The organism is Dorea sp. MB18-49 (assembly GCF_023669465.1).
In the GTDB taxonomy this organism is placed as follows: domain Bacteria; phylum Bacillota; class Clostridia; order Lachnospirales; family Lachnospiraceae; genus Dorea_A; species Dorea_A longicatena.
On the sequence record NZ_JAMOYX010000010.1, the window covers coordinates 16,557 to 32,087 of the forward strand.

General features: G+C 42.1%; 12 protein-coding genes, 1 other RNA gene and 1 other annotated feature. All 13 genes read right to left on the bottom strand.

What is annotated here, in order from left to right; genetic code table 11:
- Nucleotides 1-759 (bottom strand): precorrin-4 C(11)-methyltransferase, encoded by a 759-nt coding sequence (gene cobM, locus NCY30_RS04905; RefSeq protein ID WP_250818528.1) that lies wholly within the window; start codon nt 757-759, stop codon nt 1-3.
- Between the two features lie 65 nt (nt 760-824).
- Nucleotides 825-1,964, bottom strand: coding sequence for a cobalt-precorrin-5B (C(1))-methyltransferase CbiD (cbiD, locus tag NCY30_RS04910; RefSeq protein WP_055181237.1), 1,140 nt, complete (start codon nt 1,962-1,964; stop codon nt 825-827).
- 147 nt (nt 1,965-2,111) lie between these two features.
- Complete coding sequence (locus tag NCY30_RS04915) at nt 2,112-2,615, bottom strand: superoxide dismutase family protein (RefSeq protein ID WP_173784619.1); 504 nt, start codon at nt 2,613-2,615, stop codon at nt 2,112-2,114.
- Between the two features lie 138 nt (nt 2,616-2,753).
- Nucleotides 2,754-3,779 carry a tRNA preQ1(34) S-adenosylmethionine ribosyltransferase-isomerase QueA gene (gene queA / locus NCY30_RS04920; protein ID WP_022416223.1) on the bottom strand — a complete coding sequence of 342 codons (1,026 nt, stop codon included), beginning with the start codon at nt 3,777-3,779 and terminating at the stop codon, nt 2,754-2,756.
- A 28-nt stretch (nt 3,780-3,807) separates the two neighbouring features.
- Nucleotides 3,808-4,602: an RDD family protein gene (locus NCY30_RS04925; protein ID WP_055181239.1), complete on the bottom strand. Its 795-nt coding sequence runs from the start codon at nt 4,600-4,602 to the stop codon at nt 3,808-3,810.
- Nucleotides 4,583-5,566: a signal peptide peptidase SppA gene (sppA, locus tag NCY30_RS04930; RefSeq protein WP_250818529.1), complete on the bottom strand. Its 984-nt coding sequence runs from the start codon at nt 5,564-5,566 to the stop codon at nt 4,583-4,585. The genes NCY30_RS04925 and sppA overlap by 20 nt, the downstream gene beginning before the upstream one ends.
- 57 nt (nt 5,567-5,623) lie before the next feature.
- Complete coding sequence (gene pheT / locus NCY30_RS04935) at nt 5,624-8,044, bottom strand: phenylalanine--tRNA ligase subunit beta (protein WP_055181244.1); 2,421 nt, start codon at nt 8,042-8,044, stop codon at nt 5,624-5,626.
- Between the two features lie 36 nt (nt 8,045-8,080).
- Nucleotides 8,081-9,100 (bottom strand): phenylalanine--tRNA ligase subunit alpha, encoded by a 1,020-nt coding sequence (pheS, locus tag NCY30_RS04940; protein WP_044919403.1) that lies wholly within the window; start codon nt 9,098-9,100, stop codon nt 8,081-8,083.
- A gap of 114 nt (nt 9,101-9,214) precedes the next feature.
- Nucleotides 9,215-9,443 (bottom strand) — a binding site (T-box leader).
- Nucleotides 9,444-9,497: 54 nt separating this feature from the next.
- Entirely contained in the window at nt 9,498-10,322 is an 825-nt protein-coding gene (locus tag NCY30_RS04945) for a YihY/virulence factor BrkB family protein (RefSeq protein WP_022416220.1), read from the bottom strand.
- A 115-nt stretch (nt 10,323-10,437) separates the two neighbouring features.
- The gene (locus NCY30_RS04950; RefSeq protein WP_237998360.1) at nt 10,438-11,811 is read right to left on the bottom strand and encodes a SpoIID/LytB domain-containing protein; all 1,374 of its coding nucleotides are present in this window, start codon (nt 11,809-11,811) and stop codon (nt 10,438-10,440) included.
- Nucleotides 11,812-11,885: 74 nt separating this feature from the next.
- Nucleotides 11,886-12,067, bottom strand: a non-coding RNA gene (ssrS, locus tag NCY30_RS04955) — 6S RNA.
- An 81-nt stretch (nt 12,068-12,148) separates the two neighbouring features.
- Nucleotides 12,149-13,753 (bottom strand): phosphoenolpyruvate carboxykinase (ATP), encoded by a 1,605-nt coding sequence (pckA, locus tag NCY30_RS04960; protein ID WP_022416218.1) that lies wholly within the window; start codon nt 13,751-13,753, stop codon nt 12,149-12,151.
- A gap of 284 nt (nt 13,754-14,037) precedes the next feature.
- Nucleotides 14,038-15,525, bottom strand: a complete 1,488-nt coding sequence (gene thrC, locus NCY30_RS04965; protein ID WP_055194790.1) for a threonine synthase — start codon at nt 15,523-15,525, stop codon at nt 14,038-14,040.
- Between the last annotated feature and the right edge of the window lie 6 nt (nt 15,526-15,531).

Genomic DNA, 15,531 nt, shown 5'->3' on the forward strand with positions numbered 1-15,531 from the left:
TTATTTTACTCCCTGACGGAACTCGGTGGTGAATTCCGGATCATACAGTTTCGAACGTTCATACGTATGATGTGTCACCACATCTCCAACGATGATCAATGCTGTCTTTGTAATTCCATGTGCTTTCGCAGTCTCTGCCAGTGTACTGACAGTACAGATGTAACTTTCTTCCTCCGGCCATGTTGCCTTGTATACAATTGCTGCCGGCGTATCTTCTTTATAACCGCCTTCTATCAACTGGCCTTCCAGCTTTTCCAGAAGTCCTGTACTTAAGAAAAGTACCATCGTCGCATTATGACTTGCAAACGCTGCAACCTTTTCCTTCGCTGGAACCGGTGTTCTTCCTTCCATACGTGTGATGACAACACTCTGTGACACCTCCGGAAGTGTATATTCCAGATTCAGTGCCGCTGCTGCCCCGCAGAAGGAACTGACACCCGGGCAGGAATCATACGCAATTCCCAGTTCATCCAGATGATCCATCTGTTCCCGGATTGCACCGTACAGACACGGATCACCTGTATGCAGCCGAACCGTCATCTTCTGTTCCCGTTCTGCCTGTTCCATCACTTCCAGAACTTCTTCCAGTGTCATCTTCGCACTGTTATATATCTCGCATGTCTCCTTTGTACTCTTTAACATCCCCGGATTCACCAGTGATCCCGCATAGATCACCACATCAGCCTGCTCCAGATAACGCTGTCCACGGACCGTGATCAGATCTTCGGCTCCCGGACCTGCTCCCACAAAATGTATCATTTTCCGACTCCTTCCTGTCCTGCAAAGAACCTGCTACCAGCAACTTCTCCTGCATACTCTGGTATCTATTGTATATGTCGTTCTTTTCTGAATCTTTCTATCAGTTCTTCTGCTTTTTCTGTCTTTCCAAGGATTCCGTATACATTGGAAAACGTGACCGCTCCCACCTGTATCTCTCCTTTCCCCCGGTAGTTCAGATATTTCTCCATACGCATCATGATTTTTTCCATAATGCGTGTTCGTTCTTCCTCGCTGCATTTCTCCAATGCATCATCCGTCGTCACACAGTCAAGAAATTCGACTGCCTTCTCTCCGGCAATTCCCGCTCTCAATGCGGCCGTGGCGAATAAATCCATCCGACAGTCTGCCCATCTGGAATGGGTATTCATGATTCCGCCGGATACCTTGATCAGTTTCCCGATATGTCCGACCAGCAGGACACCTTTACAATCCTGTTCTACCGCCATATCTATGGTCTGACCAATATAGTTACTACATTTTACCACATCATTTTCTTCTATACTATACTGTTCTTTCAGAAAATCCAATCCGTAATTACCCGGTGCAATGATCAGATACCTGTACTTTTCCGCAAGGCATACCTTCATCTCTACTTCAATGGTATCGATCAGCGCCTGTTCACTCATCGGATTCACAATACCGGTTGTCCCAAGTATTGAAAGTCCTCCTTCTATTCCAAGTCTTGGATTAAATGTTTCTTTTGCCAGTCTTGCCCCTTCCGGAATCGAAATCTCTACATCAATTCCACCGGTATAGCCAACCTCTTCACAGGCTTCTTCTACTTCTTTTCTTATCATCTGCCTTGGCACACGGTTAATTGCGGCTTCTCCCACCGGCTGATTCAGTCCGGGCCTGGTCACTCTTCCTACCCCGATCCCGCCATCAATATGAATCTGTCCTGTTTCAGAAAGCCTTACCTGACTGTAAACCAGTACTCCATTCGTGATATCCGGATCATCTCCGCTGTTTTTTTTGACCGCACAGGATACCATATCCGGCAATTCCCTGTCTGTATATTTTCTCTGTATATCCGTGATATCCAACTGCAGCTTTTCTCCCTGCGGCAGTTCTACCGACACCTGCTCTACTTTTTCACCTGTAAAAAGCATCTGCATTGCTGCCCTCGTTGCAGCCTGTGCACAGGTTCCGGTTGTATACCCTTTTGCTAATTCTTTTTTCGGCATATGGACTCCTTTCCATCAGGAAGCGAGGTTTTGGCTTTTTTAATATCCCCTGACGCAAAAATGGAGGACTGCAGTTTTCTACATTCCTCCACCAATTTTAGCGTTTTCATACTTACATGTCAAATTATCTGTATGACGGTTCTCCACTTATTCGTTACCATTTTTGTTCTTACATTCTTGTTCCCATGCTTTGATTTCACCGCATGCGATCTTCATTCCCGAATCTCCGGACGGCTGGGTCTTGAAGTCATCCGGCATCTCATGAAGTACGATCGTCCTGCCGACAACATCCATTGGATAGAATCTTCCGGTATAAATCTCCATCCATGCAGTTCCATCATTACTTAATACCGGCGGCAGATCTCCTGCATGTCTGGGATGTTCTTCTTTTTCCGGATTATAGTGTCCTTTTGTATCTGCAAATGGATCCTGTGAATCTCCCGTACACGCATTTCCTTCATGAATATGAAATCCAAAAAATCCTCCGTATTTCTTCTCCAATTCCTCCGGGATTCCCATCAGTTCTCCTAAAAGAACTGTGCCATTATACACTTCATAGAGATATACATTTCCACGAATATCAGGGTATTCTTTGCTCCCTTTTATCCTGGCATGGGCCTGCGGAAGTCCCTGGATTGCTTTATAGATCATATTATCACGCTCCTTCGCATTTATGGTATGCAAAAGAGTATAAATATGTGTGGCTTTTTTCTATTTAATTAATTATCGCGGACTCTCTTCCTTTTCTTCCGGCCGGGTATCAGACGCTTAATGCATTAAATAGCAACTCTACTGAATAAACATCGCATCCCCAAATGAAAAGAACCGGTACCTCTCCTTCACAGCCTCTTCATAAGCCGCAAGCACGTGCTCCCGTCCTGCAAGCGCAGATACCAGCATGATTAATGTAGATTCTGGAAGATGAAAGTTCGTGATCAGACAATCCAGTACTTTGAATTTATAGCCCGGATAGATGAATATCTGTGTCCATCCACTCTTCGCTTCCAGATGTCCATTCTCATCTGCTGCCGATTCTACCGTTCTGCAGCTTGTCGTTCCGACGCAGATAACACGGTGTCCCGTCTCTTTTGCACGATTGATCTTCTCAGCCGCTTCTTCATCGATCATGAAGAATTCCGAATGCATATGATGCTCGGTAATCTCATCCACTTTTACCGGACGGAATGTTCCAAGCCCCACATGAAGTGTAACTCTCGCAATATCCACACCTTTTGCCTTAATCTCTTCCAGAAGTTCCGGTGTAAAATGCAGTCCTGCCGTCGGTGCTGCTGCCGAACCTGTGTGAGTTGCATATACCGTCTGGTAACGGTTCTTATCCTCCAGCTGGTGTGTGATATATGGAGGCAGCGGCATCTGGCCAAGCTGGTCTAAGATTTCTTCAAAAATTCCGTCGAAATCGAATTTGATCAGACGGTTTCCTTCTTCTACCACATCAATGACTTCTCCCATCAGAAGACCATCACCGAAACTGATCTTTGCTCCGACTTTTGCTTTCTTACCTGGTTTTACCAGCGTCTCCCATACGTTATTTTCTTTTCTCTTCAATAATAATACTTCGATTTTGGCATTGGTCTCTACTTTGGAACCAATCAGTCTTGCCGGAATAACCTTTGTATCATTGATTACCAGACAGTCTCCCTCATGCAGATACTCTGTGATTTCTTTAAATACATGATGGGAAAAAGCCCCGGTCTCCTTGTCAAGGACAAGAAGTCTGGAGCTCGAACGATCCTCAAGCGGATCCTGTGCAATCAGTTCTTCCGGCAATTCATAATAAAAATCCTGACGTTTCATAATTATGAATTCCTTTCCCTTTTATTCTTTACGTATCTTTTTCTGATATGTTTTCATTTACAGTTGCATTTGAAGCTATTTCTTTTTCTGATTTATTTTCTACCAGACGATAGCCATTATACACTGGTTTTCCCAGTTTCTCAACTACAGAACTCTGTGTATTTTCTGTTTTTTTCAATTCCCGTATCCCAGACTCTTTCATTTGGACATTTTCCTGCGTTTTTGACAGCTCACCCTCTGATGTCTGCGGTTTCTGCTCTTCTACATTTGGCTTTTCACATTCTGGTACAACTGTTCCCGGTTGCGCCATCCATGCTTTTATCTTCTTCTGATAGACCACTCTGGTATCACAAAGCAGGTCATGAAATCCACGTTTTTCCGAATCAATTCCTGCAACAATATAACCGATATTCACCGGAAGGCTACATAAGAATCTTCCAACCGTCTCGCGGTACACCACATTGAACAGTGTCAGCTTCTCTTCCGGATTTTTTGAAACTACCCGGAGATTCATCGCTTTCTTTCCAAGTGTCGTTCCTGTCAGATAGGTAAATGCAATAAAATACAACACTTTCAGAGCATACAGTACGATATCTTTCAACGAATAATGAAACAGGATATCCGTTCCCGTTATCGCACCGCCGCCAGCCAGTGAGATACCTGCAAATATCAACCGCACGATCAGGAGGCCTGCAAATACTACCACACTGTCGATCATATAAGCCGCCATCCGCACCCAGAACCCGGCATACTCCAGATTCCCACTGGCACAGCAACTGTTCTGTCTGGCTAACTTCTCCTGATTATCGTAACTGTTCTGCATAGTACATCAGCACCCCGCTTTCTACACTTTTGGCGGTTTCCGTCAGAACCTGCGCTTCTGACTTCGGAACTAATGATTCTGCTTTGGAAAACAGCGACTGCAAAAGTCCTTCATCTGATTCCATCTCATAAAATGTAGATGTTCCAAGTTTTTTGCTCATCGCATCTTTCATATCCGGATACAGACTGATCTCATCGATCAGACCGTTGTTCTTCGCCTGCTTTGCAGTATAAGTTCTTCCGTCTGCCAGTTTCTTTACATCCTCCACTGACATATCACGGCCGTCTGCCACGATATTCACGAATTCCTCATAAGCTTCATTGATCTGATCCTGATAAATAGCAATCTGCTCGTCCGTAAATTTGCTGCTGTCCTTATTCTTTCCGCTCGTGATACTTACATAACGGATTCCAAGCTTTTTATACAGCCCGGACATATCATATCCTGACATGATCACACCGATGGAACCGGTCGTTGTATTCGAATTTGCATAGATTTTATCCGATGCCATAGACACCATATATCCACCGGATGCCGCATAATGTGCCATATAATCCCAGATCGGACGTTTTGTTGTCTCTTTATATTCTTTCAGTTTCTGATACAGTTCTTCGGATTCATAGACAGTTCCTCCCGGAGAATCTACATACAGAAGAATTCCTTTATTGTTAGAATCATCCATCAATTCATCGATATAATTCATCGTTGAATCATGCTGATATCCGCTGGATGCCTCCAGTGCACTGCTTCCACTCTGTTCCTGGATCGTACCTTCTACTCTTACGATTGCAATATAATCTTCAGACGGTGGATTAAACTGATACGAACCTCCGAGATTAATTATATCATCGGCACTGTTCTGAAGCAGATTTTTTGAAATTGTATTGGTAAATACGCTGGCAGCACTGACTCCAACGAACAGTGCTGCCGCTACTACCAGACCTATGATCTGTTTTTTCTTCATACGTAATCCTCTTGCTCTTTTTTACCGAGCTTTTATCTGATATGAATGAATGTTTTTTTATTTACGAAGTTCGATTCCCATACCCTCGAGTGCCTTTAAGATACGGTCCATAGCTGTAGATACATCTGCATCTTCCAGAGTCTTATCCTTTGCACGGAATACGATAGAATATGCAACAGATTTGAATCCTGTTTTAATCTGAGCACCTTCGTAAATATCGAACAGTGAATAGCTTTCCAGATATTCACCGCCCTTGCTTTCGATCACATCTTCAATCTGTCCTACCAGAATCTCTTTTGGCATTACCATACTGATGTCACGTGTCACTGCAGGGAATTTTGCAATTCCTGTATATTTACGATCAAATGTTGCTCTTGCTACGATCTCTGGCATATCGATTACTGCAATGTAGGCTCTTGTTCCGATTCCATAGTTATCTGCAACTTCCGGATGTACTTCTCCAAGATATCCGACTACTACACCATCATAAATGATGTTTGCCTGACGTCCCGGGTGAAGGAATGATTTTCCTGCATTCGGATCGTATTTTTCTTTCTTATGAAGTCCTACTTTATCGAAGAACTCTTCTACGACACCCTTCATAGTGAAGAAGTCGCCTTCGCCATACATACCAAGTGTGAACTGTACTCTTTCATCCGGCAGTTCTGTAAGTGGAAGTGCCTTTGGAAGATAAATGTTAGCCAGTTCGTATAATTTTACGTCTTTATTTCTTCTGTTATAGTTTGTTGCAAGTGATGTCAGCATACCATTCAAAGAAGATGTACGCATGATACTATAATCTTCTCCCAGTGGGTTCATGATCGGAATAGCCTTACGAAGATCAGAATCTTCCGGAAGCAGAAGCTTGTCAAATACCTTCGGGCTTTCGAATGAATATGTCATTCCCTGGCTGAATCCGCAGAACTCAGCGATATCACGTGCAACCTGCTCTACTCTTAACTTGAATGATAATTTTCCTGTTGTAGCTTCTCCACTTGGAAGTGTGGTCGGAATGTTATCATATCCGTAGAATCTTGCAACCTCTTCCGCAAGGTCGGCGATGCGGAATAAGTCATGACGGAAAGTAGGTGCGATGACTTCGCTTGTCTCTTCATCGAATTCCAGATCGATCTTCTTGAAGTATCCGATCATTTCTTCTTTAGAAATGTCTGTTCCAAGCAGCTTGTTGATCTTTTCCGCATCAAATGGTACTCTTACAGGCTCTTTCTTCCTGCTGTATACATCAACCATTCCTCCGACAACTTCACCGGCTCCCATCTCTTCGATCAGCTGGCATGCACGGTCAATGGCTGCCTCTGCATTATTTGGATCCAGACCCTTCTCGAATTTACCGGATGCATCGGTACGAAGTCCGATCTTCTTGCTTGATTTACGGATGTTGGTTCCATCAAAGCAAGCTGCTTCGAATAACATTGTCTGAACATCGTCTGTGATCATAGAGTTTTCTCCACCCATGATACCTGCGATACCGATGGATTTCTTACCGTCACAGATCATCAGTACAGATTCATCCATCTCTCTTTCCTGTCCGTCAAGAGTTGTGAATTTCTCACCTTTTTCTGCAGTACGCACTACAATTTCTTTTCCTTCGATCGTATCAAGGTCATATGCATGCATTGGCTGTCCGTATTCTTCCATTACATAGTTTGTAATATCAACCAGGTTGTTGATCGGGCGGATTCCTACAGAAGCCAGACGTCTCTGCATCCATTTTGGAGATGGTCCGATCTTAATGTTCTTTACGATTCTTGCACAATATCTTGGGCAAAGTTCCGGATTCTTAACGGTTACTTTGATATAATCTGCTGCATTCTCATCATTTCCTGTTGGTGTGACAACAGGTGGATAAAACGCTTTATTAAATGTAGCTGCTGCCTCTCTTGCAATACCTACAACACTGAAGCAATCTACACGGTTAGATGTGATCTCATATTCTACAACGACATCATCGAGGCCAAGTGATTTGATCGCACTCTCGCCTACAACGGCATCATCATCAAAAATATAGATTCCGTATTCCGGAGCCTCCGGATACATCTCTCTGTTAGAGCCAAGTTCTTCGATGGAACACATCATACCATCACTTTCAACACCACGGAGTTTTCCCTTTTTGATCTTGATTCCGCCTTCTACACGCTGTCCAGGCTCATGTCCGCCTGCTACACGTCCGCCTGCTAATACAACCGGTACCTTGTCTCCCTCTTTTACATTCGGAGCGCCTGTTACGATCTGAATCGTCTCTGTTCCGACATTTACCTGGCAGATGATCAGTTTATCTGCATCCGGGTGTTTCTCAATCTTGTCGATCTGTCCGATCACGATCTTATCAAGATCTGCATCTAATTTCTCATAACCTTCGACTTTTGTACCAGACAAAGTCATTGCATCTGTATATTCCTGAGCTGTTACATCAAGATCCGGAACATACGCTTTTATCCATGATAATGAAGTATTCATTTATAAATCTCCTTTTCGTATTATTACTTGTGCTCGCTAGAACTGTTTTAAGAATCTGATATCATTTTCGTATAACAGTCTCATATCATCGATCTCGTACTTCAGAAGTGCGATACGTTCCAGTCCTACACCGAATGCGAATCCTGTATATTCTTCCGGATCAATTCCGCACATTTCCAGTACGTGTGGATGTACCATACCACATCCGAGGATCTCGATCCATCCGGATCCTTTACAGAAACGGCATCCTTTTCCACCGCATTTGAAGCAGCTTACATCCATCTCGGCACTTGGCTCTGTGAATGGGAAATGATGTGGTCTGAATTTTGTCTTTGTGTCTTCTCCGAATAATTCTTTTGCAAATACTTCCAGTGTTCCCTTTAAGTCAGCAAATGAAATATTCTTGTCGATGATCAGTCCTTCGATCTGATGGAAAGAAGGTGAATGTGTTGCATCTACTTCGTCTGAACGGAATACACGTCCCGGTGACAGGATACAGATTGGAAGCTTGCCCTGCTCCATAATACGTGCCTGTACAGGAGATGTCTGTGTCCTGAGCACGATGTCTTTATTAATATAGAATGTGTCCTGCTCATCCTTTGCCGGATGTCCGTCCGGGATGTTCAGTTTACGGAAGTTGTACTCATCATATTCGATCTCAGGTCCTTCTACGACTTCGTATCCCATACCTGTAAATACACGCTCTACTTCTTCCAGTGCGATTGTATTCGGATGACGGTGTCCGACGCAGTTTTTCTTAGCTGGAAGTGTTACATCGATCACTTCTTTTTTCAGCTTTTCTGCACGGATTGCTTTTTCCATCTTTTCTTTATTTTCTTCCAGAACAGCTTCGATCGCTGCTCTTGTCTCATTTACCATCTGTCCAACCTTCGGTCTGTCCTCCGGTGCAACGTCTTTCATACCTTTTAATACAGCGGTAAGTTCACCTTTTTTACCAAGGAACTTTACACGCACATCATTCAGTTTTTCAGGCATATCGGCAGCTTCAATTGCTTTCAATGCTTCCTCTTTGATGTTCTGCAGTTTTTCTTTCATCATTTTCTTCCTTTCTTCGCATATCTTTATGTCAGCGTATGCTTTTGGGTATGCAAGAGAACTTGCCACTGGCAGCTTCTCTTGCATGCTTTGGCATAAAAAAAGCCCCGCCCCAAAAGGGACGAGACATATAACCCGTGGTACCACCCTGATTCCCGCAAAATATTTTTGCGGACACTCATTACTGCGTAACGTGCATCATACGGCATTCTCTACTTTTATTTCAAGAACACAGCTCGCGCGGGAAATTCATTCACCATCTGAACCCAAGGGAACTTTCAGCCTGTCGATTCCCTCTCTCTAGCGGAAAATGGCTCACTACTTACACGGTCATTGCCTTTATCTCATAATACTTAATTATTGTATCACATGAACAGAAGTTGTCAAGTCAGAAATTCTACTCCTGCTCCATATCCCGCAGGATCACATTCACTTCCCCGCCAAGCAGCAAAATATACATACAGAAGTACAGCCACAGCATGATCAGTACAATTGTCGTCAAACTTCCATACATAGATGAAAATCCCTTAAAAATATCCAGATAGACCGAGAAGATCCATGATACGATCATCCATCCGACTGCTGAAAATGCCGCACCCATCAACTGAACTTTCAACTGTACAATGTGGTTCGGCAAAAATTTATAGATCATCATTGTAAACACAAACAGCAATACCGGTGTAATGATTCCACGTATCTGCATAATCTGATCCACAAAGCGTTCCATAAGCGGATAATGTTCCGTTACAAACAGATTCAATGTATTACCAAATACTGATAACACCAGCAGAAAGATAATTACAATAATAAACGCAACTGTATAAAACGTTGCGCGTATTCTTAAAATAATATAATTACGTGTCTCCTTACAGTCGTAAACGCAATTCAGACCTGTCGTCAGTGCCAGTACACCCTTCCCGGCTGACCAGAGTGCAACGATAATGGTCAGTGAAATGATACCGCCGGACTGATTATATACCTGATTCACAATGGATGTGATCAGGCTGTCTACTGATTTTGGAAACACCTGAAGGACAGCCGTCATAACGTCTGCCTTCGTAACCGGCGTATACTGTACCAGTGTGATCAACAGTAATATGATCGGAATCAGACTGAGCATGAAGAAATACGCTGCCTGTGCAGCATAGGCACCTACATGATCTTTCCCGACTTGTCCGGTTATTTCCATTACTTTATCATATAGAAACTTAACTTTTTTCATCTTTTTCTCCCAAAATATTCGTCTCTATATTCTACCCGATTTTCTTTCGTTTGTCTATTAGAAATCATTCCGTTTCCAGGTGTGTTTTTCTCAACTATTCTTTCATTGATTATACTTATTTTTCAATTGTTGTTCCTGGATAGAACATTTGTAATATTTCCTGATAATTCTTCCCTTTTTTCGCCATTTCATTTGCTCCATTCTGGCTCATACCAATGCCATGACCGTATCCGCCGCCTATGATTTTGAATATATTACCAGCCTTTTTCACTTTAAAAAATGCGCTTGGAAGCAGCGTACCACTTTGGGCAACCGTACCATCCTGTTTCTTTATTTCATATCCATTTCCCCCCAGCGCCTTTCGTATCTTATTCTCTGTATCAACTGTAATACTTCCCTTATCACCGACAGCTTTTATCTGCAGCGCGACACCTCCCGGTCCTGTTTTCGTTACTTCTAATGACTGTACCGTCCCGATATTCTTTTTTACATTCTCCGCCAAAAGTGTACTCAATATATCCTGATCTATATCAGCTTCCCACCGGTACCATGGAAGTGATTTTTCATAATCTCCATTCTTATCTTTTACTTCTACCGACTGAAGATATCCATTACTTTCATTTTCACTCGTTCCCCAGGCTTTCATGGTTGTTGTCTTTCCGCAAGATGTTGAATAATAATACGTTGTTACAATATTACCTTTATATTTTAACACCTCGCCGGCAGTTTCCCTTACCGCTTCTGTGGATGCATCCTGCTGTGCCGAATTATTATATACCTGATAATCTGTGCTGTCATTGACATGCGCCTGATATTCCGGATAAGCATAGTCTTCCATCTGGCGTTCCGCGTAATTTCTTGCGCAGACTGCCTGTGCCTTTAAGGCTTCTTTCTGATAGGATGCCGGCATTTCACTGGGAACAACTTTGCATAGATAACTTTCCACCGGAAGTTCATTGATAATTACTATTCCTTCTGATGTTGCATAAAGATCCAGTATTCCGGCATAAGAAGGATTTCCATATCCTCTCCTGATGCTGCTGACAACCATCTCTCCCCCATCTTTTGCTGTTACTCTGATTTTTCCATTCTGAAATCCGACATCTTCCTTTGTGATCGTTATTTTCTCATTTTCTGCAGTCTCTTCCCTGGTACCAGTTTTTTCTATTATAAGACCTCCCGTTGCACTGACCTTTAATTCTTTATGTACAATCTGTTTATATCCATCGGTCATGAGCAATATCCTGATATTTTTCTGTGCTGCCTCCGTACTCTCTGATTTTTTCTGGTCTTTCTTTTTATCATTTTTCTTTTCAGATACAGATTTCAGTAATTCTTCCCATCTGCTCTGAATAGATATTTCAGAATGCGTTTGCTCTTTTCCCACAGCACTTTCTTCTATGCCTGCTTTCAAGCCTCCGATCACACACAATAACAGTAAAATCCATGCTATATAGATACTGTAATGCTTTTTATTCCGTCTCCGCAATTTTCTTTCCTTTCTTCCCGCCCTTTATACCCGAAAAAAGACAGCCGTAAAAACGACTGTCTTTTATCTTTTGTATATTCCCCAAAATGCCGGTTCCTGTATTCTGACTCCTAGCACCCAGCTAGGTGGGTATCCGCATCTGCTTTTCTGCCTTCCACTGCAAAATCGATGGCCTGACATATTACAGAGATGTAAGACTCCCGTTTAAAGTATTGTAGGTTCAAAACTACAGGAGTGTCGAACATTCCAGGTTTCCACTGCACTTATTATAACCCATTTACATGGATTTTACAACCCTATAACATTATCCGATTTTAATCAGATTCATTAGTGGATCTTATAACTGTGGTCCTGCTGAAACTAAAGCTTTACCTGCTTCATTTCCTTCATATTTAGCAAAGTTCTTGATGAATCTTGCAGCAAGATCTTTTGCCTTTTCTTCCCACTCAGATGCATCTGCATATGTGTCACGAGGATCAAGGATTCCTGTATCAACACCTGTAAGTTCTGTAGGTACTTCAAAGTTGAAGTATGGGATTGTCTTTGTTGGAGCATTCTTGATATCTCCGTTCAGGATAGCATCGATGATTCCACGAGTATCTTTGATAGAGATACGTTTTCCTGTTCCGTTCCATCCTGTGTTAACAAGATAAGCTTTTGCACCGCTCTTCTCCATCTTCTTAACAAGTTCCTCTGCATATTTTGTAGGATGCAGTTCCAGGAATGCCTGTCCGAAGCAAGCTGAGAATGTTGGTGTAGGTTCTGTGATTCCACGCTCTGTACCAGCAAGTTTTGCTGTAAATCCTGACAGGAAGTAGTACTGTGTCTGTTCTGGTGTCAGTACAGATACCGGAGGAAGTACTCCGAATGCATCAGCAGAAAGGAAGATTACATTCTTAGCTGCAGGTGCTGAAGATACCGGACGTACAATATTTTCAATATGATTGATTGGGTAAGATACACGTGTATTCTCTGTTACACTCTTATCTGCAAAATCAATCTTTCCATTCTCATCAAGTGTTACGTTCTCAAGAAGAGCGTTACGTTTGATTGCGTTGTAGATATCTGGCTCAGATTCTTTGTCAAGGTTGATAACCTTAGCGTAGCATCCACCTTCAAAGTTGAATACTCCGTTGTCATCCCATCCGTGCTCATCATCACCGATCAGGAGACGCTTAGGATCTGTAGAAAGTGTTGTCTTTCCTGTTCCTGAAAGTCCGAAGAAGATCGCTGTATTCTCTCCGTTCAGGTCTGTGTTAGCTGAGCAGTGCATAGAAGCCATTCCCTTAAGTGGGAGGAAGTAGTTCATCATAGAGAACATACCTTTCTTCATCTCTCCGCCGTACCATGTATTCACGATAACCTGCTCTTTGCTTGTGATGTTGAACATTACTGCTGTCTCTGAGTTCAGTCCTAATTCTTTGTAATTTTCAACTTTTGCTTTAGAAGCATTGTATACTACGAAGTCTGGCTCAAAGTTTTCAAGCTCTTCTTCTGAAGGTTTGATGAACATATTTGTTACGAAATGAGCCTGCCATGCAACTTCTACGATGAAACGGATTGCCATACGTGTATCTTTGTTTGCTCCGCAGAATGCATCTACAACATAAAGTTTTTTGTCAGAAAGTTCTTTGATCGCAATATCTTTTACTGCTTTCCAAGCTTCCTGTGTTGCAGGATGGTTATCATTCTTATATTCATCAGATGTCCACCATACAGTATCTTTTGAATTCTCATCAACTACGATGAACTTATCTTTTGGAGAACGTCCAGTGTAGATACCTGTCATTACATTGACTGCACCAAGTTCACTTTCCTGTCCTTTTTCAAAACCTTCGAGTTCTGGTTTTGTCTCTTCCTCAAATAATAATTCATAAGAAGGATTGTGTACGATTTCTGTCGTTCCTGAAATGCCATACTTGCTTAAATCGATTTTAGCCATCTTCATTTAACCTCTTTTCTTTTATTTGCTGCTGTATATTTATAAATTCTAGTCTTGTTATATTCTCCCACAACAGCATTTGTTTTATTATTGCATTTTTCTACGCAAAAGTCAATACTTTAACAATCTTTTCACAATGTGTTTTTGCAAGTTCTTTCTCTAAAACTTTTATTTTTTATTCTATTTTTTGTTTTAAAAGCATAAAATGCAAGATTTCACACGAAATCTTGCATTTTATGTATTTTTATCAATACAGAAAATATATTTATCATTTTGTAAACGTTCTATACTTCCAGAATATTCTTCACTGTATCTTTCATCTTATCAGCATCACATTCCAGATCATGCAGAATATTTGCATTCAGGATATCTTTGATCGCCTGCGGCATCTCACGTCCTGATGTTTCTTCCAGAACCTTCAGAAGACTGAACTCATCCTGATCTGCATACTTCGGATCAATTGCACTCATGACACTCTTCACGAATTTATATGGACTTGCTGTTGATGCAATCACGCATTTCCTATTGTCTCCACTGTTCTTCTGATAACATTCACACACATAAGATGCTACACTTGTATGTGTATCCATCACATACCCTGTCTTATCATATACTTTCTTGATATTCTGCGCACACTCTTCTTCTGTCGCATATCCAGCTGCGAAATCATCAAGACGTGCCTTCATATCTTCTGTAATTGTATATTTTCCTGTGGATTTTAATGCTTCCATCATATCTTTTGTCTTCTGGTCATCATCTCCGCTAATCCGATAAAGCAGACGTTCCAGGTTGCTTGAAATCAGGATATCCATAGATGGTGATGTTGTGAGGATAAACTCACGGTTTCTGTCATAATCACCTGTCTGGAAGAAGTCAAATAACACTTTATTGTCATTCGATGCACATACCAGTTTATCGATTGGGACTCCCATCTGTTTTGCATAGTATGCAGCCAGGATATTACCAAAGTTACCGGTCGGAACTACTACATTGATCTTCTCACCGTCTTCAATCTCTTCATTTTCCAGAAGTTTGGCATATGCATTGACATAATATACCACCTGTGGAACCAGACGTCCGATATTGATCGAGTTGGCTGATGAGAACTGATAGCCTTTCTTCGCAAGTTCTTCTGCAAGTTCTTTATCCTCGAACATGGCTTTTACACCACTCTGGGCATTATCGAAATTGCCATGGATCGCTACTACATTTACATTTTCGCCTCTCTGTGTCACCATCTGAAGTTCCTGCACTTTGCTGACTCCGTTCTTAGGATAGAATACGATGATCCTTGTTCCTTCCACATCTGCAAATCCGGCAAGTGCAGCTTTTCCTGTATCTCCGGATGTGGCAGTCAGGATTACGATTTCATTCTTTACATCATTCTTCTTTGCTGAAGTCGTCATCAGATGTGGCAGAATAGATAACGCCATATCTTTGAACGCGATCGTTGCACCATGGAATAATTCCATATAATAAGTATCATCTACTTTTACAAGCGGTGCGATCTCTTCTGTGTCAAATTTGCTGTCATAAGCTTTATCGATACAGCTTTTCAGTTCTTCTTCCGTAAAATCTGTCAGGAACTGTTTCATTACGAGATATGCGATCTCCTGATATGTCTTTCCTTTCAGATCCGACATTGATACATCCAGTTTCGGAAGTTCTGATGGTACAAAAAGTCCTCCGTCCGGGGCAAGTCCCTTCAGAATTGCTTCAGATGCTGTTACTTTCAGATTCGAATTTCTTGTACTTTTGTAATATAAACCCATGCCAAT

What these genes read in the sequence shown, in the direction of transcription:
- pheS (WP_044919403.1), bottom strand. Translation starts at nt 9,100, where the DNA reads ATGAAAGAAAAACTGCAGAACATCAAAGAGGAAGCATTGAAAGCAATT.
- cobM (WP_250818528.1), bottom strand. Translation starts at nt 759, where the DNA reads ATGATACATTTTGTGGGAGCAGGTCCGGGAGCCGAAGATCTGATCACG.
- queA (WP_022416223.1), bottom strand. Translation starts at nt 3,779, where the DNA reads ATGAAACGTCAGGATTTTTATTATGAATTGCCGGAAGAACTGATTGCA.
- pckA (WP_022416218.1), bottom strand. Translation starts at nt 13,753, where the DNA reads ATGGCTAAAATCGATTTAAGCAAGTATGGCATTTCAGGAACGACAGAA.
- NCY30_RS04915 (WP_173784619.1), bottom strand. Translation starts at nt 2,615, where the DNA reads ATGATCTATAAAGCAATCCAGGGACTTCCGCAGGCCCATGCCAGGATA.
- thrC (WP_055194790.1), bottom strand. Translation starts at nt 15,525, where the DNA reads ATGGGTTTATATTACAAAAGTACAAGAAATTCGAATCTGAAAGTAACA.
- cbiD (WP_055181237.1), bottom strand. Translation starts at nt 1,964, where the DNA reads ATGCCGAAAAAAGAATTAGCAAAAGGGTATACAACCGGAACCTGTGCA.
- sppA (WP_250818529.1), bottom strand. Translation starts at nt 5,566, where the DNA reads ATGAAGAAAAAACAGATCATAGGTCTGGTAGTAGCGGCAGCACTGTTC.
- pheT (WP_055181244.1), bottom strand. Translation starts at nt 8,044, where the DNA reads ATGAATACTTCATTATCATGGATAAAAGCGTATGTTCCGGATCTTGAT.
- NCY30_RS04945 (WP_022416220.1), bottom strand. Translation starts at nt 10,322, where the DNA reads ATGAAAAAAGTTAAGTTTCTATATGATAAAGTAATGGAAATAACCGGA.
- NCY30_RS04925 (WP_055181239.1), bottom strand. Translation starts at nt 4,602, where the DNA reads ATGCAGAACAGTTACGATAATCAGGAGAAGTTAGCCAGACAGAACAGT.